The sequence below is a fragment of the Geodermatophilus tzadiensis genome, from assembly GCF_003002915.1.
GTDB classification, from domain to species: domain Bacteria; phylum Actinomycetota; class Actinomycetes; order Mycobacteriales; family Geodermatophilaceae; genus Geodermatophilus; species Geodermatophilus tzadiensis.
The window spans coordinates 17221-38509 of record NZ_PVTG01000013.1 but is presented as its reverse complement, the minus strand read 5'-3'; the positions used below and the strand labels follow the sequence as shown (position 1 = coordinate 38509).

Sequence of the window (21289 nt, the reverse complement as noted above, 5' to 3'; positions counted from 1 at the left end):
GATGTGCCGGTGCGCACGCTGGGAGTCGAGGAGGAGCTGCTGGTCGTCGACCCGTCGGGCGTGCCGGTGCCGCTGGGCCCGGAGGCGCTCGCGGTGGCCTCCCGGCGCGGGGAGGGGGAGACCCCGGAGGAGCACGACCGCGCCGAGGACGGGCCTGCCGGGTCGCCGGGTCACCTGGTGCCCGAGCTGATGCAGCAGCAGGTCGAGCTGGGCACCCGGGTGTGCACGGACCTGGCCGAGGTGACCGCGGAGCTGCGTCACTGGCGCGGCCGGGCGGACGCCGCGGCGCGGGCCGTGGGCGCCCGGGTGGCCGCGCTGGCCAGCTCCCCGGTGTCGGTGGAGCCGGTGACCACGCCGGGGGAGCGCTACGAGCTCATGGCGGCGACCTTCGGCCTCACCGCGCTCGAGCAGCTGACCTGCGGCTGCCACGTGCACGTCTCGGTGGCCGACGACGAGGAGGGGGTGGCCGTCCTCGACCGGATCCGGGTCTGGCTGCCGGTGCTCACCGCGCTCACCGTCAACTCGCCGTTCTGGCTGGGCCGCGACAGCGGCTACGCGAGCTTCCGCTCCCAGGCGTGGAACCGCTGGCCCTCCTCCGGCGCCACGGAGCGGTTCGGGGACGCCGCCGGCTACCACCGGGTGGTCGCCGATCTCGTGGCCACCGGGACGATCGTCGACGCGGGGATGGTCTACTTCGACGCCCGCCTGTCGCAGACCTGGCCCACCGTCGAGGTGCGCGTCGCCGACGTCTGCCTGCGCGTCGAGGACGCCGTCACCCACGCCGGCCTGGTCCGCGGCCTGGTGGAGACTGCCGCCCGGGAGTGGCGCGAGGGTGTGCCGGCGCCCGACGTGCGGGCCGACGTGCTGCGGGTGGCCGCCTGGCGGGCCGGGCGGTCGGGCACCAGCGGCGACCTGCTGCACCCGCTCACCGGCCGCCCCGCCCCCGCCGCGGACGTCGTCGGCGCGCTGCTCGAGCACGCCGGTCCGGCGCTGGCGGACGCGGGCGACGGGGCGCGGGTGGCCGACGGCGTGGCGGCGGTCCTAGCCCGCGGCACCGGCGCCGACCTGCAGCGCCGCGTGTTCGGGGACAGCGGCGACCTGGCCGCGGTCGTGCGGGCGGCCGTGGGGCTCACCGCGACGGGGTCGCCCGGCGGGTGACGCCCGTCCGCGCCCGTTATCGTCCCCGCCGTGTACACCGCGAGCTGGCGGGACGTCGTCCGCCGCGACCTGTTCGGCCCCCGCCCCGACCCGCGGGACCGCCCCTACCGGCTGGTCGTCCGGCTGGCGCTGGTGGTGTTCCGCCTGCTGCGGCTGCGCTTCGACGTCCGGGGCGCCGAGCACGTGCCGGCGACCGGAGGGGCGGTGGTCAGCAGCAACCACGTGAGCTACCTCGACTTCACCTTCCTCGGCCTGGCCGCCCTGCCGCAGCACCGCCTGGTGCGGTTCATGGCCAAGGCCGCGGTGTTCGGCCACTGGTTCTCCGGGCCGTTCATGCGGGCGATGCGGCACATCCCGGTCGACCGCAAGGCCGGTGCGGCGGCGTTCGACGCCGCCGTCCGCGCGCTCAAGGACGGCGAGCTGGTCGGCGTGTTCCCCGAGGCGACGATCAGCCAGAGCTTCACGCTCAAGGACCTCAAGGCCGGCGCGGCGCGGATGGCCATCGACGCCGGGGTGCCGATCCTGCCGGCGGCGGTGTGGGGCGGGCACCGGGTGGCCACCAAGAAGCACCCGGTCGACCTGTCGGGCGGCAAGGCCGTGACCGTGCTGCTGGGCGAGCCGCTGTGGCCGGAGCCGGGGGAGGCGCCGGCGGCGCTGCTGGCCCGCACCCGGACGGCGATGGAGGCGCTGCTCGACGAGGCGCAGCGCAGCTATCCGCAGCAGCCCGCCGGGCCCGAGGACAGGTGGTGGCTGCCGGTGCACCTGGGCGGTACCGCGCCCACGCTGGAGGAGGCCACGGCCCGCGACCGCGCCGACGCCGCCGGGCAGCGGCAGCGGGCGCGCACCTCCCGCCGGGCGCGGCTGCGGGCCCGGCTGCGCCGCGGCGGCCGGGCGGCCTAGTCCACGACGGGGGGCGCGATGAGCCGGAAGGCCTCGAGCTCGACGTGGTACCAGCGGCGCAGCCGCCCCAGCGGGGCCATGCCCAGCCGCCGGCAGACCGCCAGCGACGCCTCGTTGCCCGGCCGCACCACGGCGTAAACCTCGGGCAGGCCGGCGCCGAAGGCCTCCTGCACGACCGCCCGGGCGGCCTCGGTGGCGTACCCGCGGCCCCAGCTGTCGGGGTGCAGGTGCCAGCCGACCTCGACCTCGCCGACGCCGTCGGGCAGCGGCTTGAGCAGCAGCGTGCCGGCGACCCGGGTGGGGTCCGCGTGCGGCTCGACCGCCCAGACGCCGCAGCGGGGGTCGGCGCGGGACACCTGCGCCCAGCGGGCCACCAGCTCCACCGGGCCGACCGACGGGGGCCCGCCCAGCCAGCGGGTGACCTCCTCGCGGCCGTAGAGGTCGGTGAGGCGGGCCAGGTCGTCGGGGCGGGTGGTCCACGGGCGCAGCCGCAGCCGCTCGGTGCGCAGCTCCCCGTCGCCGTCCGGCATCGTCGCTGCCTACCCGGGGCCGGGTCGCTCACGCGCCGCCGTCATGCTCGCGGCATGAGCGCCGCACCGGACCTGCTGATCACCGACGTCACCGTCGGGGACCGCCGCGGCCGGGCGGTGCACGCCGTCGACGGCCGGATCGCCTGGGTGGGGGACGCCGCCGACGCCCCGCGCGCCGGCCGGGTGCTGGCGGGGGAGGGCGCGCTGCTCACCCCGGCGTTCGTGGACGCGCACGTGCACGCCACGGCCACCGGCCTGGCGCTCACCGGTCTCGACCTCCACTCGAGGTCGAGCCTCGCCGCGGCGGTCGCCGCCGTCGCCGACGCGGTGCGCGCCGCGCCGCCGGGGATCGTGCTGGGCACCGGCTGGGACGAGACCGGCTGGCCGGAGGGCCGTGGCCTCACCCGCGCCGACCTCGACGCCGTCGTCGGCGACCGGCCGGCCTACCTGGCCCGGGTGGACGTGCACTCCGCGACGGTGTCCACCGCGCTGCTGCACCTCGTGCCCGGGATCCGGGAGCTGCCCGGTTTCTCGCCCGACGGGCAGCTGCGCCTCGACGCCCACCACGCCGCCCGGCAGGCCGCGTACGGCGCCGTGGACGGCCTCCAGCGGGCGGCCGCGCAGGCGGCGGCGCTGGCCGAGGCGGCGCGGCTGGGCATCGGCACCGTGCACGAGATGGCGGGGCCGGAGGTGTCCAGTGCGGAGGACCTGCGGGCACTGCTGGCGCTGGCCGGCGAGCGGCCCGGCCCGCGGGTGGTGGGCTACTGGGGGGAGCTGGCCGAGCGCGGCGGCCTGGACCTGGTGCGCGAGCTGGGACTGGCCGGCGCCGGCGGCGACCTGTTCTGCGACGGCGCGCTCGGATCGCACACCGCGGCGCTGGGCGGTCCCTACCGCGACCGCCCGGACACCTCCGGCGCGCTGCGCTTCGACGCCGCCTCCCTGGTGCACCACGTGCGGGCCTGCACCGAGGCCGGCGTGCAGGCCGGGTTCCACTGCATCGGCGACGCCGCGGTGGCCCAGGTGCTCGACGTGGTCGGCGCGGTGGTCGAGGAGCTCGGGGTAGCCGCGGTGCGCGCCTGCCGGCACCGCCTCGAGCACGTGGAGATGCCGCCTCCCGGCGCCGCCGAGCGGATGCGGGCCTGGGGCGTGGTGGCCAGCGTGCAGCCGGCCTTCGACGCGGCGTGGGGCGGGGACGCCGGGATGTACGCCGAGCGGCTGGGGGTCGAGCGGGCGCTGGCGACCAACCCGTTCGCCGACCTCGCCGACGCGGGGGTCGCCCTCGCGCTGGGCAGCGACGCCCCGGTCACCCCGATGGACCCGTGGGGCGGGGTGCACGCCGCCGTCGACCACCGCACCCCCGGCGCGGGGTTGCGGCCCTTCGACGCGCTCGACGCCGCCACGCACGGCGGCTGGCACGCCGTCCGGGCCGAGGTCCCCGCCGGGCCGCTGTCGACGGGCGCCCCGGCCGACCTGGCCCTTTGGGCGACCGGCGCGACGCTGTCCGGGGTGCTCGACGCCCGCGAGCGGCCCGGCTGCCGGGCACTGGTGGTGGCGGGGCAGCCGCTGCAGTGACCGTGTTGCGGTCGCTGTAGCGACCGGCCGGCACCGCCCGGGCCGGGGACGCCGCCGGTCGGTCGGCCGGGAGCGCGCACGGGGATGGGATGCTGGTCGGTGGACCACGCGGTGGTCCGCGTCCGCCGCGCGGCGGGCGCCAGCCGGAGGCCCGGGCCCGCCCGGAGCACCACGTCGCGGGGAGGCCGAGGGTGCCCGCAGCAGCCGCGCCGGACACGCAGCGGCCCCGCACCGGCCCCGACCGGCCGCCCGCCGCCCGACGCCGCGTGCCGTGGCGCACCGCGCTGGCCGCGGCCGGCGGCCTCCTGCTGCTGCTGGCCTTCCCGGGATGGTCGCTGCCGCTGCTGGCGGTGCCGGCCACCGCCGCCCTGGCCGTGGCCGTGCACGGGCAGCGCGCCCGCGGCGGCGCCTGGCTGGGCCTGGTGTTCGGACTGGCCTTCTTCGTGCCGCTGCTGTCGTGGAGCGGCACCTACGTCGGCGCCGTCCCGTGGCTGGCGCTGGCCGTCTCCCAGGCGCTGTTCCTCGCGCTGCTGGGCGCGGCGACGGCGGCCACCTCGCGGCTGCGGCTGTGGCCGCTGTGGACGGCGGCGCTGTGGGTGGCCGACGAGGCGCTGCGCGGCCGGCTGCCGTTCGGCGGCTTCCCGTGGGGCCGGCTGGGGTTCAGCCAGACCGACGGGCCGTTCCTGTCGCTGGCCGCCTACGGCGGGGTGCCGCTGGTCGGCTTCGCCGTCGCGCTGTGCGGCGCGCTGCTGGCCGCGGCCGTGCTCGCCGCCGTCCGCGGACCGGCGCTGCGCCCGGCGGCCGCGGCGGTGGCCGGCGCGCTCGCCGTCCCGCTGCTCGGGGGGCTGGCCTGGCTGCCGCTGCCCGGCAGCTCGCTCACCGCGGGCGGGCCGACGGTCACCGTCGCCGTCGTGCAGGGCGACGTGCCCGCGGCCGGCCTGGAGTTCAACGCCCGCCGCCGGGCGGTGCTGGACAACCACGTGCAGCAGACCCTGCAGCTGGCCGCCGCGGTGGCCGCCGGGGACCGGGCGCAGCCGGACCTGGTGGTCTGGCCGGAGAACAGCTCCGACATCGACCCCTACACCAACGCCGACGCCGCCCGGGCCATCAGCGGCGCCGCCGACGCGATCGGCGCGCCGATCCTGGTCGGCGCCGTCGTCGACGGCCCGGGGCAGTACCTGAGCAACACCGGCATCGTGTGGGAGCCGGGGACCGGTCCCGGTGACACCTACGTCAAGCGCCACCCGGTGCCGCTGGCCGAGTACGTGCCCGCCCGCGCCTTCTTCCGCTTCTTCAGCGACAAGGTCGACCTGGTCCGCCGCGACTTCACCCGGGGCAGCGAGGTCGGCGTGCTGGAGACGGGCGGCGCGCGGGTGGGCGACGTCATCTGCTTCGAGGTGGTCTACGACTCCCTGGTGGCCGACACCGTGGAGGCCGGCGCCGAGCTGCTCGTCGTGCAGACGAACAACGCCACCTTCGGCTACAGCGACGAGAGCGCCCAGCAGGTCGCCGCCGCGCAGGTGCGGGCGGTGGAGACCGGCCGCTCGGTGGCGCTGGCCTCCACCAGCGGCATCTCCGCGGTGATCGCGCCCGACGGGACCCTGGTGCGCCAGTCGCAGCTGTTCACCTCGGCGGTGTTCGTCGAGGAGATCGCCCGGCGCGACACCACCACGCTCGCGCAGCGCCTGGGCGCCGGCCCCGAGTGGGTGCTGGCCGCGCTGGGCGCCGGCGCGGTGCTCGCCGTCGCCGTGCGCGCGCGGCGGGGGAGCCGGTGAGCGGCCCCTCACGGGTCCTCGTCGTCGTCCCGACCTACGACGAGGTGGAGAACCTCGAGCCGATCCTCGACCGGCTGCACGCCGCCGTGCCGGCCGCGCACGCGCTCGTCGTCGACGACGGCTCACCCGACGGCACCGGCGACCTCGCCGAGAAGCTGGCCGCCGGCGACCCGCGGGTGCACGTGCTGCGGCGCACGGAGAAGGCCGGCCTCGGCCCGGCCTACGTCGCCGGGTTCCGCTGGGGCCGCGCGCACGGCTACGACGTCCTGGTCGAGATGGACGCCGACGGCTCGCACCACCCCGAGCAGCTGCCGCTGCTGCTCGCCGCGCTGGAGGACGCCGACCTGGTGCTCGGGTCGCGGTGGGTGCCCGGCGGGCGGGTGGAGGACTGGCCGCGCCGGCGGCTGCTGCTCTCCCGCCTGGGCAACCGCTACACCCGCTCGGCGCTGCGGCTGCCGTTGGCCGACGCCACCGGCGGGTTCCGCGCCGTCCGCGGGGAGCTGGTCGACCGGCTGCCCTTCGACGAGGTGGCCAGCCAGGGCTACTGCTTCCAGGTGGACTGGGCCTGGCGGGCGGTGCGCGCGGGCGCGCGGGTGACCGAGGTGCCGATCACCTTCAGCGAACGTGAGTTCGGCAGGAGCAAGATGACCGCCTCGATCGTTGAGGAGGCGTTGGTGCGGGTCACGTGGTGGGGCCTGCAGGACCGGCTGGCCGACCGCCTGCCGGGCCGGGTCCCCCGCGCCGTGCCAGGACGGGTCCGCGACCGCGGGCGGTCCAGCGAGGTCCGGTAGGCGGACCCGGGCCGCCCGCGAGGCCGGGCCGAGGAGAGCCGTGGGACGGGCTGTGGGTCGACGGGTACGGGTGCTGGCGGGGCTGTGGGCGCTCGCCGAGGTCGTCGTCTTCGTGCTGGTGGCGAGCTGGATCGGCGTCGGCGCGACCGTGCTGGTCGCGCTGGCCACCACCGTGCTGGGCTGGGTGCTGATGGCGCGCCAGCTGAAGGACCTCGCTGCCCCCCTCCGCTCGCACGCCCGCGGCGGGCCCCTGCAGCGAGGCCGGACGATCGGGGACGGGGGACTGGTCGCCGTCGGCGGCGCGCTGATGGTGCTGCCGGGTTTCCTCGGCGACGTCGTCGGCCTGCTGTGCCTGCTGCCGCCCACCCGGCCGCTGGTGCGCACGCTGGTCGGCCGCGGCCTGGCCGCCCGGCTGGGGCTCCTCCCCGCCGGCCCGGTGCGGGTGCGCAGCACCCGGGTGCCCGGCGCGACGGCGGCCGGTCCGCGGGTGCACGTCATCGAGGGGGAGGTGGCCGGCGACGTGGTCGACGCCGGCCCGCGCGCCTGACGGTCGGGCTCAGGGCAGGGGCCGGAAGCGCAGGCAGGTGCGCTCGCCCACCTGCTCGACGCCGGTCGCCTCCAGCCGGCCGGGAGCCACGCCGGGAAAGGCGCGCAGGCCGCCGCCGAGCAGCACCGGCACGACGTCGACCTGCAGCTCGTCGAACAGGCCGGCGGCGAGCAGCTGGCGGTTGAGGTCGGCGCCGCCGACGACGGTGACCGCCTTCTCCCCGGCCAGCTCCCGGGCGGTGCCGACCGCCTCGTGCAGGTCGCCGCAGAAGGTGACCCACAGCCGGTCGTTGCGCCGCGGCGGGGTGGCCGGCGGGCGCGAGGTCAGGACGACGATCGGCACCTGGTACTCGTAGTCGTCGGCGTAGGAGTCGGGGTCGGGCGCGCCGTCGTAGGTGCGCCGGCCCATGAGCACCGCCCCGGTCTCGGCCTGTGACGCCGCCAGGTACGCACTGCCGGCCGGGGTACCGAGGTCGGCGTACAGCACACCGGAGTCCCCGTGGGGGTCGGCGACGTAGCCGTCCAGGGACATCGTCGTGCCGGCGATCAGGTGCGCCACGGTGGTCCTCCTCGGTGGGGTGCTGCCGGTGCAGACCCGCCGGAGCGTGGGAACTCACCGGTCCCCGGACGCGCGACGGCCCCGGTGGGGTGTCCCACCGGGGCCGTCGCGCGTGGTGCGGGTGTCAGCTGGCGCGGGTCCGCCGGCCGCGCAGCACCTCGAGGCGCTCGGCGAGGACCTCCTCGAGGTCCTCCACGGAGCGCCGCTCGAGCAGCATGTCCCAGTGGGTCCGCGGCGGCTTGACCTTCTTGGGGGCCGGCTCGCTGCCGCCCACCAGCTTGGCGGCGGCGCCGTCGAACTTGCACTCCCAGGTGTCGGGCACCTCGGCGTCGTCGGCGAACGGCACGGTGAACTGGTGACCCGTGGGGCACTTGTACTCCGCGTACTGCCGCTCGATCGGAGCGGTGTTCCGCTCGGTCTCGTAGCTCACGCTGCCCAGTCGGCTGCCGCGCAGGGAACGCTCGCCCATGGCACACCGTCCTCTCGTGCTTCGGGTGTCGGTCAGGAGTCCACGTCGCAGCAGGGAGTACCCACTGCGCAGGGGAGTCGAAAGGGACCAACGACGGATTTCGCGAAGAGATTCCGCTGAGTCGGTTCCCCATCATCGCATGGAGTGGTATCGGCCGCTGCGCGCACCCCCCGGTCGGGGGACCACCCGACTCAGGGGAGGGCCAGCTGCCCCGGACCGGCCGCGGTGGGCCCGAGCTGGCCGAGCACGTGGTGGCGCCGGCACAGCACCTGGTAGTGCACCTCCGAGCCGGGCTCGGGACCGTCGCCGTCGCCGTCCCCGGGGGCGGGGGTGGGTGCGGTGTCGGCGACGACGACGGTGGCGCCCGACCGCACCATGGCGCCGTCGGCGACGCGGGCGTTGAGCAGGCCGGGCAGGCCGCACCAGCACAGCACCTCGACCTGGATGCGCTGCACGTCGTCGGCGACCTCCAGCAGCCGCTGGGTGCCCGGGAACAGCCGGGCGCGGAAGTCGGTGGTCAGGCCGAAGGCGTAGACGTCGACGTGCGAGGCGTCGACGAGCTCGGCGAGCTGGTCGACCTGACCGGGGGTGAGGAACTGCGCCTCGTCGACGATCAGGTAGTCCACTCGGCGGCCCTCGGCCCAGTGGCTGCGCACCAGCAGCAGCAGGTCGGTGCCGGCGTCGACCTCGACGGCGGTGCGCGACAGGCCCACCCGGGAGCTGATCAGCGGCCGCGCCGAGCGGTCGCCCTGGGTCAGCAGCAGCCCGGAGCGGCCCTGGCGGCTCTGGTTGTGGTCGACCTGCAGGGCGAGGGTGGACTTGCCGCAGTCCATCGGGCCGTGGAAGAAGCGCAGGTGGGCCGGTGCGGGCGCGCGGCGGCGGTCGCCGGCGGCGGGCACGGCCGCCGGCGGGACGGACGGGTCGGTCACAGGCGCTCCGGCGGCGTGTTGCCCGCCGCGAGCACCGCGCGGCGCATCGGCAGCCGCACCAGCAGCAGGAAGCCGGCGAGGAAGAACACCACCAGGCTGATGATCGCGTACCGGTAGGAGCCGGTGAGCTGGTAGGTCAGGCCGAAGGCCAGCGGCCCCAGCCAGCTGGTCCCGCGGTCGCTGATCTCGTAGAAGCTGTAGTACTCCGCCTCCTTGCCCGCCGGGATCAGGTGGCTGAACAGCGACCGCGACAGCGCCTGGGTGCCGCCCTGCACCAGCCCGATCACCGCGGCGAGCGCGTAGAACTGCGCGACCGCGCCCTCCTGCAGCGTGTAGGCGGCCACCAGCACCGCCGTCCAGGCCACCAGGCAGCCCAGCACCGTGCGCTTGGCGCCGTAGCGCGCCGCCACCCGGCCCAGGCCCAGCGCCCCGAACACGGCGACCACCTGCACCATGAGGATCGCGCCGGTGAGCACCGACTGGGACAGCCCCAGCTCCTCGGTGGCGTACGTCGCCGACAGCGAGATGACGGTCTGCACGCCGTCGTTGAACAGCAGGTAGGCGCCCAGGAACCACAGCGTCAGCGGGAACGCCCGCATCTCGCGCAGCGTCCCCCACAGCTGGCGGAAGCCGCTGGTCGCCGGCCCGGCGGCGGCCTCCCGGGGCCGGCGGTCGCGCAGCAGCGAGACGGTGACCAGGGTGAACAGGCCCCACCACAGGCCCGCGGTGGCCAGGCAGATGCGCACCGCCTCGCCCTCGGTCAGCCCCAGTGACCCGGCGCCGAGGAAGAGCCCCAGGTGCACGGCCAGCAGCAGCGCGCCGCCGACGTAGCCGAACGCCCAGCCGCGGCTGGACACCGCGTCGCGCTCGTCGGGCGCGGCCAGGTCGGGCAGCCACGAGTAGTAGACGACGGTCGCCGCGCCGAAGCTGACGTTGGCGACCACGAACAGCGCCGCGCCCAGCAGGTAGCGGCCGTCGGCGACGAAGAACAGGCAGGTCGCCGCCAGCGCGCCCAGCGCCGCGAGCGCCCCGAGCAGGTGCCGCTTGCGGCCGGTGCGGTCGGCGACGGCACCGGTCAGCGGCAGGACGACGACCTGCAGGACGACGGAGACCGACAGCACGTAGGAGAACCAGCTGCCCGGCGGGATCGACAGGCCCAGGAACGGCAGCCGCCCGTCGGGCCCGGCCGCGTCCTCGGCCACCGACGTCAGGTAGGGCCCGAGGAAGACCGTGGTGACGCTGGTGTTGAACACCGACATCGCCCAGTCGTAGGAGTACCAGCCCAGGCGTTCCCGGCGCAGCGCGGGATCGACGGTGCGGGCGGCGACGGGGGCGGTCACGACTCCTCCTCGCTTGCGCTCGTCGGCGTCGTGACCGACGGTGCTGTGCTTCCGCGTGACCTCGCCAGCTCGGTCACGAGCGCAGGGTGTCAGCCGGGACCGTTGCGGTCCAGCACCGTCCGGTCACGGGATGTCGTCGGGGACGACGCCGCCGGGGAAGGCCGCCGCACCCGTCGTCGGCCGGGTCGGGTCCGGGTGCAGCTCAGGGCCGGCCGCCCGCAGCGGCACCAGCCCCCGGGTGATCGCGGCGGCGATGCGCATCCGGGCCCGGTTGGCGTCACCGACCCGGCCCACCTCCAGGTCCTCCATGAACACCGGCGGCCCGACGTGCACCCGCAGCACCGGCCGCTGCACCAGCGACCGCGCCAGGGTGCGCAGCTTGCCCCAGTCGTTGCCGTACTGCAGCACCTCCTGGGCACCCCACTGGCTGACCGGGATCACCGGCACCCGCACGCCCAGGGCCAGCCGCGCCATGCCGGTGCGGCCGCGCTCGGGCCAGCCGTCGGGCGCCAGGCCGACCCGCCCCTCCGGGTAGGCCACCACGTGCCCGCCGTGCACCAGCGCCACCTCGGTGACCCGCACCGCGTGCCGGGCCACCTCGGTGCCGCGCTCCACCCGGATGCCGCCGGCGCGCTCGAGCAGCGGGCCGGCGACCGGCGCGGCCATGATCCCGCCGGTGGCCATGATCCGCGGGACGACGCCGAGGCGGTACAGCGCGACCGCGATGACGAACGGGTCGAAGTCGCCGACGTGGTTGGCCGCCAGCAGCAGCGGACCGCGGCGCAGCTCCTCGGGGATCGACCCGGTGACCTCGACCCGGCCGACGAGGTCGACCAGCCAGGAGAACCGGCGCAGCAGGAACAGCCACACCTCCCACGGCGGCGCCGCGGCGATGGCCAGCTCGCGGGCGAACCACTCGGGGTCGCCGGCGCGCAGGATGCCCTCGAGGTGGTCGGGCAGCGGCGGTGGGGTCGGCCGCCACTCCCGGACCGCCGTGCCCAGCCACTCGGCCCACCCGCTCACCGCGGCGTCCACTGGCCCCGGGTCTCCAGCACGTCCTTGAGCATCGCCGGGCGGTCGGTCATGATCCCGTCGACCCCGAGGTCGAGCATCGCCGCGGTCTCCTCCGGGGTGTCCACCGTCCACACGTGCACCTGCAGGCCGCGGGCGTGCGCGGCGGCGACGAACCGCTCGTCCACCAGCGCCCGGCCCCCCAGCTGCAGCGGCACCTGCGCGCAGCCGGCCGGCAGCCGCACCAGCCCGGCGGCGCGGGGGGAGTAGGACGACAGCCGCAGCGCGGCGACCCCGCGCGGGCCCAGCGAGGTGCACACCGAGGGGCCGAACAGCCGGCGGGCCGCGGCCACCCGGGCGTCGGAGAACGACCCGAGGCAGATCCGGTCGGCCACCCCGGTCCGCCGCACCAGGGGGACCAGCGACGCCAGCACCCCGGCGGCCTTGATGTCGAGGTTGAACCGCACGTCGGGCCAGGCGCCGAAGAGCTCCTCGAGGCGCATGACCGGCTCCCGGCCGCCGATGCGCGCGGTGGCGACCTCCGCCCACGGCAGGTGCTCGATGCGGCCGGTGCGGTCGGTGACCCGGTCGAGGGTCGGGTCGTGGAACACCACCGGCACGCCGTCGGCGGTCACCCGGACGTCGGTCTCCAGGTACCGGTAGCCCATGGCCACGCACGCCTCGAACGCCGGCCGGGTGTTCTCCAGGTGCTCGATCGCCCCGCCCCGGTGGGCCATCGCCAGCGGTGTCGGTCCGTCGAGGTAGGCGAACCGGGCGGGGGGCACGGCCGACACGCTAGCGTCGCCGCCCGACACGCCGGACGGGCCCTCCGGCAGCGCGTCGCGGGGCGTGTCCGCCGGGACTGTCGGTGGCTCCGTCTACCGTGCGGGCCGTGGCAGAGCAGCGCGCCCGCAGGACGGTGGGGAAGGCGGTCGGTACGACGACGCAGCTGGAGACGGACGCCCCGGTGGAGGGGCGGCAGGGGAGCGGCGCAGAGCGCCGCTGCGGCTGGTGCCGCCGGGTGCTCCCGCAAGCCGGGTCGGTCGGCCGGCCCCGGCTCTACTGCGGGCAGGCCTGCCGGCAGCGCGCCTACGAGCAGCGCAACGCCACCGCCCAGGCCGGCCTGCCCGGCGACGTCGTGCTGGTCAAGCGCGCCGAGCTCGACGGCCTGCAGGACCGGCTCTACCAGCTGCGCTGCGCCATCGAGGACGTGCAGACGCTGCTGGCCGAGCGGCACACCAAGGCCGAGCTCGAGCGCTCGCTGGCCGACCTGGTGCACTCCACGGGCCGGCTGGACAAGCTCTGGGTCACCGAGCGCGCCGCCGGCTGATCCCCGCGTCCCCGCGCGGGCTGCCGGTCAGTCCGGGTCCTGCGTGTCGTCGTCCTGGTCCTCCGGGGCGCCCGGGTCGGGGTTGCTGTTGTCCGGGAGGTTGTCCTGCGACTCCTCCGAGGGGTCCTCGCCGCTGGTGTTCTCGCTGTCGTCGGTCGTGCCGTCGTTGCGGTCCGTGCCGGCCGGGTCGCCGCACGCCGTCAGCGTGGCACCGCCGCCGAACAGTGCCAGCGCGGTCATCAGTGCGGCGATCGGACGTCGGAGTTCCATGTCGTCGACCCTACGGAGCACCCGCACGGACCGCCCGTCGAAGCGACCGACACCACCGTCATTGCGTCACAGTGACGCAATGACGGTGGTGTCGGTGGGTGCCAGGGAGGGGCGGGCCGTCGGCCGGCCGAGGTCCGGGTGGACCGATCGGACGCCCGGACCGGACGTGACGGCCGGACGGGCGGGTGTCGGCGGGACGGACCCTAGGCGGGTCGACGCCGCGGGCCGGCGGGAGCCGGCAGGCCGAACGTCGGGCATCAGGACGGCACGCTGCACCGGTGGCGATGCTGCAAGTGGCACGGGACGACGACACGGGACGACGGATGCGCCCGGCCTCGGGTGCACGCCGCCAAGGGCCGACGCACCACGTTCCGGTCGTCGACACGCGGCGTCGTCGCGGGTGTCGACGTGTCGATCAGGCCGGCAGGGAGCGGCCCGTCGGAGCTCCACGGAGCCCCTCCTGCCACCTCTCCATCGCGTGCCGATAATGCACATTATGTCAACCAGGGCGTCGGGACCCCGCTCGACCACGTCCTGACAGCCACTCCTCCGTCACGTCGTGTCCGGGCGGAGCCGAGGGTCCAGGGCCGCTTCGAGGACGTCGGCGATCGCGGTGGTCACGATGACCGCGGCGATCACCACCGTCGCCAGCCCGACCAGCAGCGCCGGGTCACCACCCTCGATGGCGCCCAGGATCGCGTCACCGACGCCGGGCATGCCGAACACCCTTCCACGACGACCAGCCCCACGACGAGCGCGCTCACCGGCGTCGTCACCGTCAGCACGTCGACGACGGCCGGCCCGGGCGCGACGGCGTCCGCGTGCAGGATCGGCAGACCCCGGCCTCAGTCCCCCGTCACCAGGTCGCGCAGGTGCACGCCGTACGGCACGGCCAGCGGCTGGTCGAGGCGGAGGTCGGTGCGGATCCGCGCGTGGAGCTCCGGTGGCGGTGGCGAGAGACCACAGCGCCCGCACCGGGTCACCGGGCAGTTGCGTCACGGCGACGAACCAGGGTGTTGCGGCGATGGCGGTGGCGCCGGGCATGTCCACCGCCGCCGATCCGCGGTCCTGCGACCTGGGTGCCTCCCTCGAGACGCCGTCGTGGTGCACCCGCTCGGCCGGGACGTCTTCGGGTGCGACCTGGCGGCCAAGACCGTCCACGGTGCCGACACGGCCGCCGTCGTGCCGAGCGCGCTGGCCGGCTGTGCCGGAGGCCCGCTCGTGAGCGTCCTCTCGAGCGTCATCGACGCCTGGTTGGGCGTCCCGCTGGTCCTCGGGAGGATCACTCTGCTCAGCTCGCGGCACGCCGCGCCGGTCGGTCGTCACCGCGGCGCGTGCCTCGACGCCCTCCCCCGGTCCGGCGTTCCGGTGCCGGCGTCGGTCGACGTGCCATGGAGGGACACCTGACACGCGCGCAACGCCCAGCGGTCACCCCATCGACCTCACGACGGCGGAAAGGTCGGCGTGTCGCTGTTGTTGACGAGTGCGCGCTCACCAGTTTGTTGGCGAGTTTGTTAGGGATAACGGTACACGGTGCAGTCGGTGGCGAACGGAGCACGACCGCCGTCGGCCGGTCCCGGCAGCGCATGCTGCCCGCCCGGCAGCTCCTGGTGCGGGATGCGCTCGGGCGGACGTGTCGCCCGGCTCAGCGGGCCGTGCCGGCGACGCGGACGCCCATGCCGACGAGCACGGTGCCGGCGACGGCGTCCAGCCCTCGGCGCACCCGGGGACGCCGGAACCACGCACCGGCCCGGCCGACGCCGGCCGCCAGCGCCAGGTAGAGCACCGACTCCACGGCGACCTGCAGCAGGCCGAGCACCCCCGCGGTGAGCAGCGGATGACCGTCCGCGGATCCGAACTGCGGGTAGAGGGCCACCACGAGGACGGCGAGCTTCGGGTTGGCCAGCTGCACCACCACGCCCTCGCCGAACGCCCGTCGGGCCGCGCCGGCCCGCTCCCCTCCCCCGCCGGACCCGGGTGCGTCCGCGTCCCCTCGGCACGCGCGCCACAGTGCGCGGCCGCCGAGCCACAGCAGGACCACGGCCCCGGCCACGCGCAGCACCAGGTAGGCAGCCTCGGACGCAGCGACCGCGGCCGCGACGCCGGCGCCGGCGAGCAGCGCCCACACCAGGAGCCCCACCTCGAGGCCCAGCACGGTGGGCACCGCGGCGGCTGCCCCCCGCAGCGCGGCACGGCGCACGATCAGCGCGACCGCCGGACCCGGTGTCGCCGCGATGAGCAGGACGACACCGAGGAAGGCCGGAACGGCTCCCAGCGGTGCGACGGCGTCCACGTCCGCGGATGGTCGCAGTCGCCACTCGGCGAGTGCGACCCGTTTTCGTCGCGCTTGTCTTTCCTGTGATCAGTTGTCGCGAGCTAGTTGGGGATAACGGTCAGAGGGAGGGTTGGGCGCCGACCTCGGGTGTCCCCGTGACAGCGACACCCACGGTGCCCATGACGTCTATCCGGCCTGCTTCCAGGGTCGTGCTGTTCACTCGCCGCCGTGGACGCCCTCGACCGTCTCTGGACCCGCGCGACCGCCGAGGTGTCGCTCCCCCTCGAGGTGCTCGTGCTGACCGCCCTGGTCGCGCTCGTGGTGGTGGCCAGCCCGGCGCTGTGGCGGCCGGCCCGCACGGTGGTGACCATCGCCCACGAGGGCGCGCACGGCCTGGCCGCGGTCGCCACGGGCCGCCGGCTGGCCGGCATGCGGCTGCACTCGGACACCTCGGGGCTGACCGTGTCCGCCGGACGCCCCACCGGTCCCGGCATGGTGCTCACCCTGCTGGCCGGCTACGTCGGCCCCGGGCTGTTCGGTCTCGGCGCCGCCGCGCTGCTGGCGGCCGGCTACGCGGTCGGGGTGCTGTGGGCCGTGCTCGCCCTCCTGGCGCTGCTGCTGCTGCAGATCCGCAACTTCTTCGGCCTGGGAGCGGTGCTGGTGACCGGCGCCGTCCTCGTCGGCGTCACCGGCTGGCTGCCGGCGGCCGCGCAGGCCGCGTTCGCCGCTGTCGTCACCTGGTTCCTGCTGCTCGCCGCGCCGCGGACGGTGCTCGAGCTGCAGGCCGAACGGCGCCGCCGGGGCGCCCCGGACTCTGACGCCGACCAGCTCGCCCGGCTCACCCACGTCCCCGGCGTCGTGTGGGTGGCCGTCTTCCTGCTCGTCGACGTCGCCGCCCTGGCCCTGGCCGCGACCTGGCTGCTGGTGGGCTGAGCACGGACCCGCACCCGGGTCCGCCCGCTAGTCGCGGCGGCCGTTGCCCCGGCGGCGCGGCGCGGCGCCCGGCGGCTGGGACACCGGCGCCACCTCCGGCGCGGGCGGGTTGTCGAGCACCAGGTCGGTGTCGCCCACGGTGACCCGCCGGCCGTGGTGGTGGATGTCGAGCGGCTCCCCGTCGCGCAGGCAGTAGGTGGTGCGCTCCTTCTCGATGGTCACCTGCAGGCAGCGGCCCTGGTAGGCCAGCCGGAAGCGCAGCCGCTCGATCCGCGAGGGCAGCCGCGGGCTGAACAGCAGCCGGCCGTCGTGGTCGCGCATGCCGCCGAACCCGGCGACGGCGATCATCCAGCCCCCCGCCAGCGAGGCGATGTGCAGACCGTGCCCGGCGTTGCCGTGCAGGTTCTGCAGGTCGGTGAGCGCGGCCTCGCCCCAGTAGTCGTAGGCCAGCTCCAGGTGCCCGGTCTCGGCGGCCACGACCGCCTGCTGGGCGGCCGACAGCGAGCTGTCGCGCACGGTGCGCGCCTCGTAGTAGGCGAAGTCGGCGACCTTCTCCTCGTGGGTGAAGGCGTCGCCGCGCAGGTGCAGCGCCATCACCAGGTCGGCCTGCTTGACCACCTGCTTGCGGTAGATCTCGAAGTACGGGTAGTGCAGCAGCAGCGGGTAGTGGTCGGGCGGGGTCGCGGCGAAGTCCCACTCCTCGTGGTGGGTGAACGCCTCGGACTGCATGTGCACGCCCAGGCGCGGGTCCCACGGCACGCGCATCAGCCGGGCGGCGCGCTGCCAGTGGGCGACCTCCTCCTCGGTGACCTCCAGCCGGCCGGCGACGTCGGGCTGGCGCTCGACCGCCGCGGCCGCCTCGCGCAGGTTCCGCTGCGCCATGAGGTTGGTGTAGACGTTGTTGTCCACCACCGCGGTGTACTCGTCGGGCCCGGTCACCCCGTCGATGCGGAACCCGTCCTCGGCGTCGAAGTGGCCCAGCGACGCCCACAGCCGGGCGGTCTCCACCAGCAGCTCGGCGCCGAAGTCGCGCTCGAACTCCTCGTCGCCGGTGGCGTGCAGGTAGCGGACGACGGCGTCGGCGATGTCGGCGTTGATGTGGAAGGCCGCCGTCCCCGCCGGCCAGTAGCCGCTGGTCTCCTCACCGCGGATGGTCCGCCACGGGAAGGCGGCGCCCTGCCGGCCGAGCTCGCGGGCCCGGGAGCGGGCCAGGTCCAGCGTGGAGTGCCGCCACCGCAGCGCGTCGCGGACGGCGTCGGGCGCGATGTAGGTCAGCACGGGCAGCACGTAGGTCTCGGTGTCCCAGAAGGTGTGCCCGTCGTAGCCGGGGCCGGTGAGCCCCTTGGCCGGGATCGGCTGGCGCTCGGCGCGCAGGGCCGCCTGCAGGACGTGGAAGACGCCGACCCGCACCGCCTGCTGCAGCTCGCCGTCCCCGTCGATCTCGACGTCGGCCAGCGCCCAGTGGGAGTCCAGGACCTCCTTCTGCTCGCGCATGAGCCGCTCGAAGCCGGCCAGCTTCGCCGTCGCCAGCGCGCCCTCCACCTGGTCGCGCAGCGCCGCGGCCGAGCGGCGCGAGCTCCAGCCGTAGGACAGGTACTTGACCAGCTTGAGCGAGGAGCCCTGCGGCAGCCGGGCGGCGAGGGTGAAGCGGGCGAGGTCCTCGCCGGCCTCCATGTCCTGGGTGGCGGTGTCGGGGACGTCGACGACGTGGTCCATGCCGGCGGCCATCCGCAGCTTGCTGCGCCGCGTCCGGTGCACCAGCACCGCGCGCTGGCCGCGGCCCACGGCCAGCTCGTTGACCAGCGGGCGGCGCAGCGCGGCGGCCGCGCGAGGGTCGTCGCCCTCGGTGCCGCTGTCGACGGGCTCGTTGGCCAGCAGGTCCGACTGCAGCGCCACGTAGAGGTCGCCGCGGTCGTCGGTGCACTCCACCGAGTACTCGATCGCGGCGATCGAGCGTCGCCGCAGCGACACCAGCCGGGTGCTGGTGACCTTCACCGTGCGCCCGTTGGGCGAGCGCCACTCGGTGACCCGCCGCAGCACCCCGCGGCGCAGGTCGAGGGTGCGGCGGTGCTCGACGATCTCGCCGTAGTCGAGGTCGAGCGGGGTGTCGCCGACCAGCAGCCGGACGAGCTTGCCGTCGGTGACGTTGACGACGGTCTGCCCCTGCTCGGGGAAGCCGTAGCCGGCCTCGGCGTAGGGCAGCGGCCGCTCCTCGAAGAACCCGTTGAGGTAGGTGCCCGGGACGACGATCGGCTCGCCCTCCTCGAACGAGCCGCGCATGCCGATGTGCCCGTTGGCCAGCGCGAACACCGACTCGTGGACGCCGAGGGAGGCGTGGTCGAGGCCGATCTCGGTCAGCGCCCACGGCTCGATCGGGAAGCTGGGCCGGCCCTCGGTCACCGGGCACCGCCGTCGAGCAGCTGGTCGAGGTCGGTGACGACGACGTCGGCGCCGTGCGCGCGCAGCGCCTCGGCCTGGCCCACCCGGTCCACCCCGACGACGAGGCCGAAGGCCCCGGCCCGGCCGGCCTCGACACCGGCCAGGGCGTCCTCGAAGACGGCGGCCTCGGCGGGCTCGACGCCCAGGGCCCGCGCGCCGGCGAGGAAGGTGTCGGGGGCGGGCTTGCCGCGCAGCCCCTCGCGGGCGGTGACCACGCCGTCGACGCGGGCGTCGATGAGGTCGGCGAACCCGCCGGCGGCGACCACCTGCTCGCCGTTGGCCGAGGCGGTGACCACCGCGGTGGCCAGCCCGGCGTCCCGGGCCGCGCGCAGGTAGGCCATCGAGCCGGGGTAGACCTCGACGCCGTTCTCGGCGAGCTCGGCCAGCAGCAGCTCGTTCTTGCGGCGGCCGATGCCGTGCACGGTCGCCGCGGACGCCGGGTCGTCGGGGCTGCCCTCGGGCAGCGTGATGCCGCGGCTGGCCAGGAAGTCGCGGACGCCGTCGGCCCGCGGCTTGCCGTCGACGTAGCGGTTGTAGTCCAGCTGGGTGAACAGCGGCGCCTGCGGGTCGCTGGCACGCAGGTACTCGTCGAACGTGCGCTTCCACGCGGCCATGTGCACCGTCGCGGTGCGGGTGAGCACGCCGTCCATGTCGAAGAGACAGGCACGGATGCCGTCGGGGAGTCCGAGCACGCGACGACGCTACCGGCGCACGCGGCGGGGGACCCGTCGAGCACCCTGCCGGGTGCCGGCGCCGGGGGGCGCGGCACCCTCCGGCCCCGCTGCAGGGGCCCGCCGCGAGCCTGCGAGCGGTGGGGGGCAGCGGGGTCCTTTCACTAGGGTCGGCGGAGGCGGCAGGACGCGCCGCCCCGGACCCGAGGAGAGGACCCCCATGGCCGAGCGGCCCCCGAACCCCTACGACGCCCTGCCCCCGGTCCCGTCGTTCACGGTGACCAGCACCGACGTCCGCGACGGTGAGGTGCTGCCGATGCCGCACGTGAGCGGGGTCATGGGCGCCGGCGGTGAGGACCGCTCCCCGCAGCTGTCGTGGTCGGGCTTCCCGGCGGAGACCAAGGGGTTCGCCGTCACCGTCTACGACCCCGACGCCCCGACGGCCAGCGGCTTCTGGCACTGGATCGTCACCGGCCTGCCCGCCTCGGTCACCGAGCTGCCCGCCGGCGCCGGCGACCGGGAGGGCTCGGGGCTGCCGGCCGGCGCACGGCAGCTGCGCAACGACGCGGGCTTCCCCGGCTACGTCGGTGCGGCTCCCCCGGCCGGGCACGGCCCGCACCGCTACTTCACCGTGGTGCACGCCCTCGACGTGGAGGACATGGGCGTGCCCGAGGACGCCTCCCCGGCGTTCCACGGGTTCAACCTCTTCGGGCACACCCTGGCCCGCGCTGTCCTGGTACCGGTCTACTCCCAGGAGTGACGACGCTCCGTCAGGACACGAAAGGGTAACGGGATCGTCCCCCGACGGGGGCCGCGCGCGGGGCCGGCACCGGGTATCCAGGGATCATGGTGTCCCGGGAGCTCCCCCGGCCGGCCCCCGAGCCCCCCGTGCCGGCCCGTCCGGCGTCGCGGCGCGTGCTCGTCCCCGTGATCGTGCTGGCCGTGCTCCTGGCCTCGATGCTCCTCGGCGGTCCCGGCCGCGCCGCGGCCGCGCCGCCGGCCCGGGCCCCGTCGCCGGGGCTGGTGCCCGCCGTGGTCGGCGCCTACGACGTCCCCGGGAGCACGCTCGCCGTCGCGGTCTCCGCCCTGGTCCCCGCCGCCCCCGGACTCTCCCAGCCGGCGCTGGACGGCCCCGGGAGCCGGTTCGTGCTGCGCACCGCCGACAACGGCACCGCGGCCGCCCAGCCCCTCCCCACCGCCTCGCTGGTCAAGCTGTTCCTCGCCGAGGACCTGCTGCACCGGGCCCGCACCGGCGCCGTGACCCTCGGGGAGCGGGACTGGCGGCTGCTGCAGGACATGGTCAGCGCGTCCGACGACCCGGCCGCCTCGGAGCTGTGGGACCGCTTCGGCGGCCCGCAGATGGTGCGCGACGTGGCCGCCCGCTACGGCCTGAGCGGCACCGCTCCCCCGGCCGACCCGAGCCAGTGGGGCGAGACGACCACCACCGCCCGCGACCTGGCCCGCTTCCTCGGCACGCTGCGTCTGGTCGCCGACCCCGCCGACGCCGCCACGCTGCTGACCTGGATGCGCAGCGCCACCCCGGTCGCCGCCGACGGGTTCGACCAGCGCTTCGGTGTCTTCGGCACCGCGCCGCCGTCCACCGCGGTCAAGCAGGGCTGGATGTGCTGCCTGAGCGGCCAGCGGCACCTGCACTCGGTGGGGATCGTCGGCAGCCGGGTGGTCGTGCTGCTCAGCGAGGTGCCCCGCGGGGTGTCCTACGCGCGGGCGACGGCCGCGCTCACCGCGGCCGCTGCCGCGTTGCCGTCGCCGACCGCCGGCTGACGGCGCGCA

22 protein-coding genes are annotated in these 21289 nt (G+C 76.1%); 10 read left to right on the top strand and 12 right to left on the bottom strand.

Annotated features, from left to right (window positions below):
- The first annotated feature begins 9 nt into the window (after positions 1-9).
- Complete coding sequence (locus LY71_RS16355; protein ID WP_106279564.1) at positions 10-1158, top strand: carboxylate-amine ligase; 1149 nt, start codon at positions 10-12, stop codon at positions 1156-1158.
- A gap of 30 nt (positions 1159-1188) precedes the next feature.
- Positions 1189-2058: a lysophospholipid acyltransferase family protein gene (locus tag LY71_RS16350; protein WP_106279562.1), complete on the top strand. Its 870-nt coding sequence runs from the start codon at positions 1189-1191 to the stop codon at positions 2056-2058.
- Here LY71_RS16350 and LY71_RS16345 read toward each other — a convergent pair.
- Positions 2055-2588, bottom strand: coding sequence for a GNAT family N-acetyltransferase (locus LY71_RS16345; RefSeq protein WP_106279560.1), 534 nt, complete (start codon positions 2586-2588; stop codon positions 2055-2057). The genes LY71_RS16350 and LY71_RS16345 overlap by 4 nt on opposite strands.
- A 54-nt stretch (positions 2589-2642) precedes the next feature.
- Here LY71_RS16345 and LY71_RS16340 point away from each other — a divergent pair, with 54 nt between their 5' ends.
- The 4 genes from LY71_RS16340 (at position 2643) to LY71_RS16325 (ending at position 7273) form a co-directional block, all read left to right on the top strand.
- Complete coding sequence (locus tag LY71_RS16340; RefSeq protein ID WP_106279558.1) at positions 2643-4160, top strand: amidohydrolase; 1518 nt, start codon at positions 2643-2645, stop codon at positions 4158-4160.
- A gap of 191 nt (positions 4161-4351) precedes the next feature.
- On the top strand, positions 4352-5935 hold the full coding sequence (gene lnt / locus LY71_RS16335) for an apolipoprotein N-acyltransferase (RefSeq protein ID WP_245887952.1): 1584 nt from the start codon (positions 4352-4354) through the stop codon (positions 5933-5935).
- Positions 5932-6726: a polyprenol monophosphomannose synthase gene (locus LY71_RS16330; protein WP_106279554.1), complete on the top strand. Its 795-nt coding sequence runs from the start codon at positions 5932-5934 to the stop codon at positions 6724-6726. Before lnt ends, LY71_RS16330 begins: the two co-directional genes overlap by 4 nt.
- Positions 6727-6778: 52 nt before the next feature.
- Positions 6779-7273, top strand: a complete 495-nt coding sequence (locus tag LY71_RS16325; protein ID WP_106279552.1) for an FxsA family protein — start codon at positions 6779-6781, stop codon at positions 7271-7273.
- Between the two features lie 9 nt (positions 7274-7282).
- On the opposite strand, the gene LY71_RS16320 is transcribed toward LY71_RS16325, so the two are convergent.
- The 6 genes from LY71_RS16320 to LY71_RS16295 form a co-directional block, all read right to left on the bottom strand.
- A complete protein-coding gene (locus tag LY71_RS16320; protein WP_106279549.1) occupies positions 7283-7831 on the bottom strand; it encodes a dihydrofolate reductase family protein in 549 nt (182 codons plus the stop codon).
- A 124-nt stretch (positions 7832-7955) separates the two neighbouring features.
- On the bottom strand, positions 7956-8300 hold the full coding sequence (locus LY71_RS16315; RefSeq protein WP_091367591.1) for an RNA polymerase-binding protein RbpA: 345 nt from the start codon (positions 8298-8300) through the stop codon (positions 7956-7958).
- 191 nt (positions 8301-8491) lie between these two features.
- Positions 8492-9229 (bottom strand): thymidine kinase, encoded by a 738-nt coding sequence (locus LY71_RS16310; RefSeq protein WP_106279547.1) that lies wholly within the window; start codon positions 9227-9229, stop codon positions 8492-8494.
- A complete protein-coding gene (locus LY71_RS16305) occupies positions 9226-10569 on the bottom strand; it encodes an MFS transporter (protein WP_245887951.1) in 1344 nt (447 codons plus the stop codon). Before LY71_RS16305 ends, LY71_RS16310 begins: the two co-directional genes overlap by 4 nt.
- Before the next feature lie 123 nt (positions 10570-10692).
- A complete protein-coding gene (locus LY71_RS16300) occupies positions 10693-11592 on the bottom strand; it encodes a lysophospholipid acyltransferase family protein (RefSeq protein WP_245887949.1) in 900 nt (299 codons plus the stop codon).
- Positions 11589-12365, bottom strand: coding sequence for a glycerophosphodiester phosphodiesterase family protein (locus tag LY71_RS16295; RefSeq protein WP_211297378.1), 777 nt, complete (start codon positions 12363-12365; stop codon positions 11589-11591). The genes LY71_RS16300 and LY71_RS16295 overlap by 4 nt, the downstream gene beginning before the upstream one ends.
- A 107-nt stretch (positions 12366-12472) precedes the next feature.
- On the opposite strand from LY71_RS16295, the gene LY71_RS16290 reads away from it, so the two are divergent.
- Entirely contained in the window at positions 12473-12910 is a 438-nt protein-coding gene (locus LY71_RS16290) for a hypothetical protein (protein ID WP_245887948.1), read from the top strand.
- Positions 12911-12937: 27 nt separating this feature from the next.
- On the opposite strand, the gene LY71_RS16285 is transcribed toward LY71_RS16290, so the two are convergent.
- The 3 genes from LY71_RS16285 to LY71_RS16275 form a co-directional block, all read right to left on the bottom strand.
- Positions 12938-13180 carry a hypothetical protein gene (locus tag LY71_RS16285; protein ID WP_091107458.1) on the bottom strand — a complete coding sequence of 81 codons (243 nt, stop codon included), beginning with the start codon at positions 13178-13180 and terminating at the stop codon, positions 12938-12940.
- A gap of 552 nt (positions 13181-13732) precedes the next feature.
- Positions 13733-13897, bottom strand: a complete 165-nt coding sequence (locus LY71_RS23550) for a hypothetical protein (protein WP_170121396.1) — start codon at positions 13895-13897, stop codon at positions 13733-13735.
- A 928-nt stretch (positions 13898-14825) separates the two neighbouring features.
- Positions 14826-15473: a LysE family translocator gene (locus LY71_RS16275; protein ID WP_211297377.1), complete on the bottom strand. Its 648-nt coding sequence runs from the start codon at positions 15471-15473 to the stop codon at positions 14826-14828.
- Between the two features lie 210 nt (positions 15474-15683).
- On the opposite strand from LY71_RS16275, the gene LY71_RS16270 reads away from it, so the two are divergent.
- Positions 15684-16388: a M50 family metallopeptidase gene (locus tag LY71_RS16270; protein WP_106279541.1), complete on the top strand. Its 705-nt coding sequence runs from the start codon at positions 15684-15686 to the stop codon at positions 16386-16388.
- 27 nt (positions 16389-16415) lie between these two features.
- On the opposite strand, the gene LY71_RS16265 is transcribed toward LY71_RS16270, so the two are convergent.
- Both LY71_RS16265 and LY71_RS16260 read right to left on the bottom strand, forming a co-directional pair.
- On the bottom strand, positions 16416-18788 hold the full coding sequence (locus tag LY71_RS16265) for a glycoside hydrolase family 65 protein (RefSeq protein WP_106279539.1): 2373 nt from the start codon (positions 18786-18788) through the stop codon (positions 16416-16418).
- Complete coding sequence (locus LY71_RS16260; RefSeq protein WP_106279537.1) at positions 18785-19519, bottom strand: HAD family hydrolase; 735 nt, start codon at positions 19517-19519, stop codon at positions 18785-18787. Before LY71_RS16260 ends, LY71_RS16265 begins: the two co-directional genes overlap by 4 nt.
- Positions 19520-19718: 199 nt before the next feature.
- Here LY71_RS16260 and LY71_RS16255 point away from each other — a divergent pair, with 199 nt between their 5' ends.
- The gene (locus tag LY71_RS16255) at positions 19719-20258 is read left to right on the top strand and encodes a YbhB/YbcL family Raf kinase inhibitor-like protein (protein ID WP_106279535.1); all 540 of its coding nucleotides are present in this window, start codon (positions 19719-19721) and stop codon (positions 20256-20258) included.
- A 155-nt stretch (positions 20259-20413) separates the two neighbouring features.
- Positions 20414-21280: a serine hydrolase gene (locus LY71_RS16250; protein WP_245887947.1), complete on the top strand. Its 867-nt coding sequence runs from the start codon at positions 20414-20416 to the stop codon at positions 21278-21280.
- Positions 21281-21289: the final 9 nt, after the last annotated feature.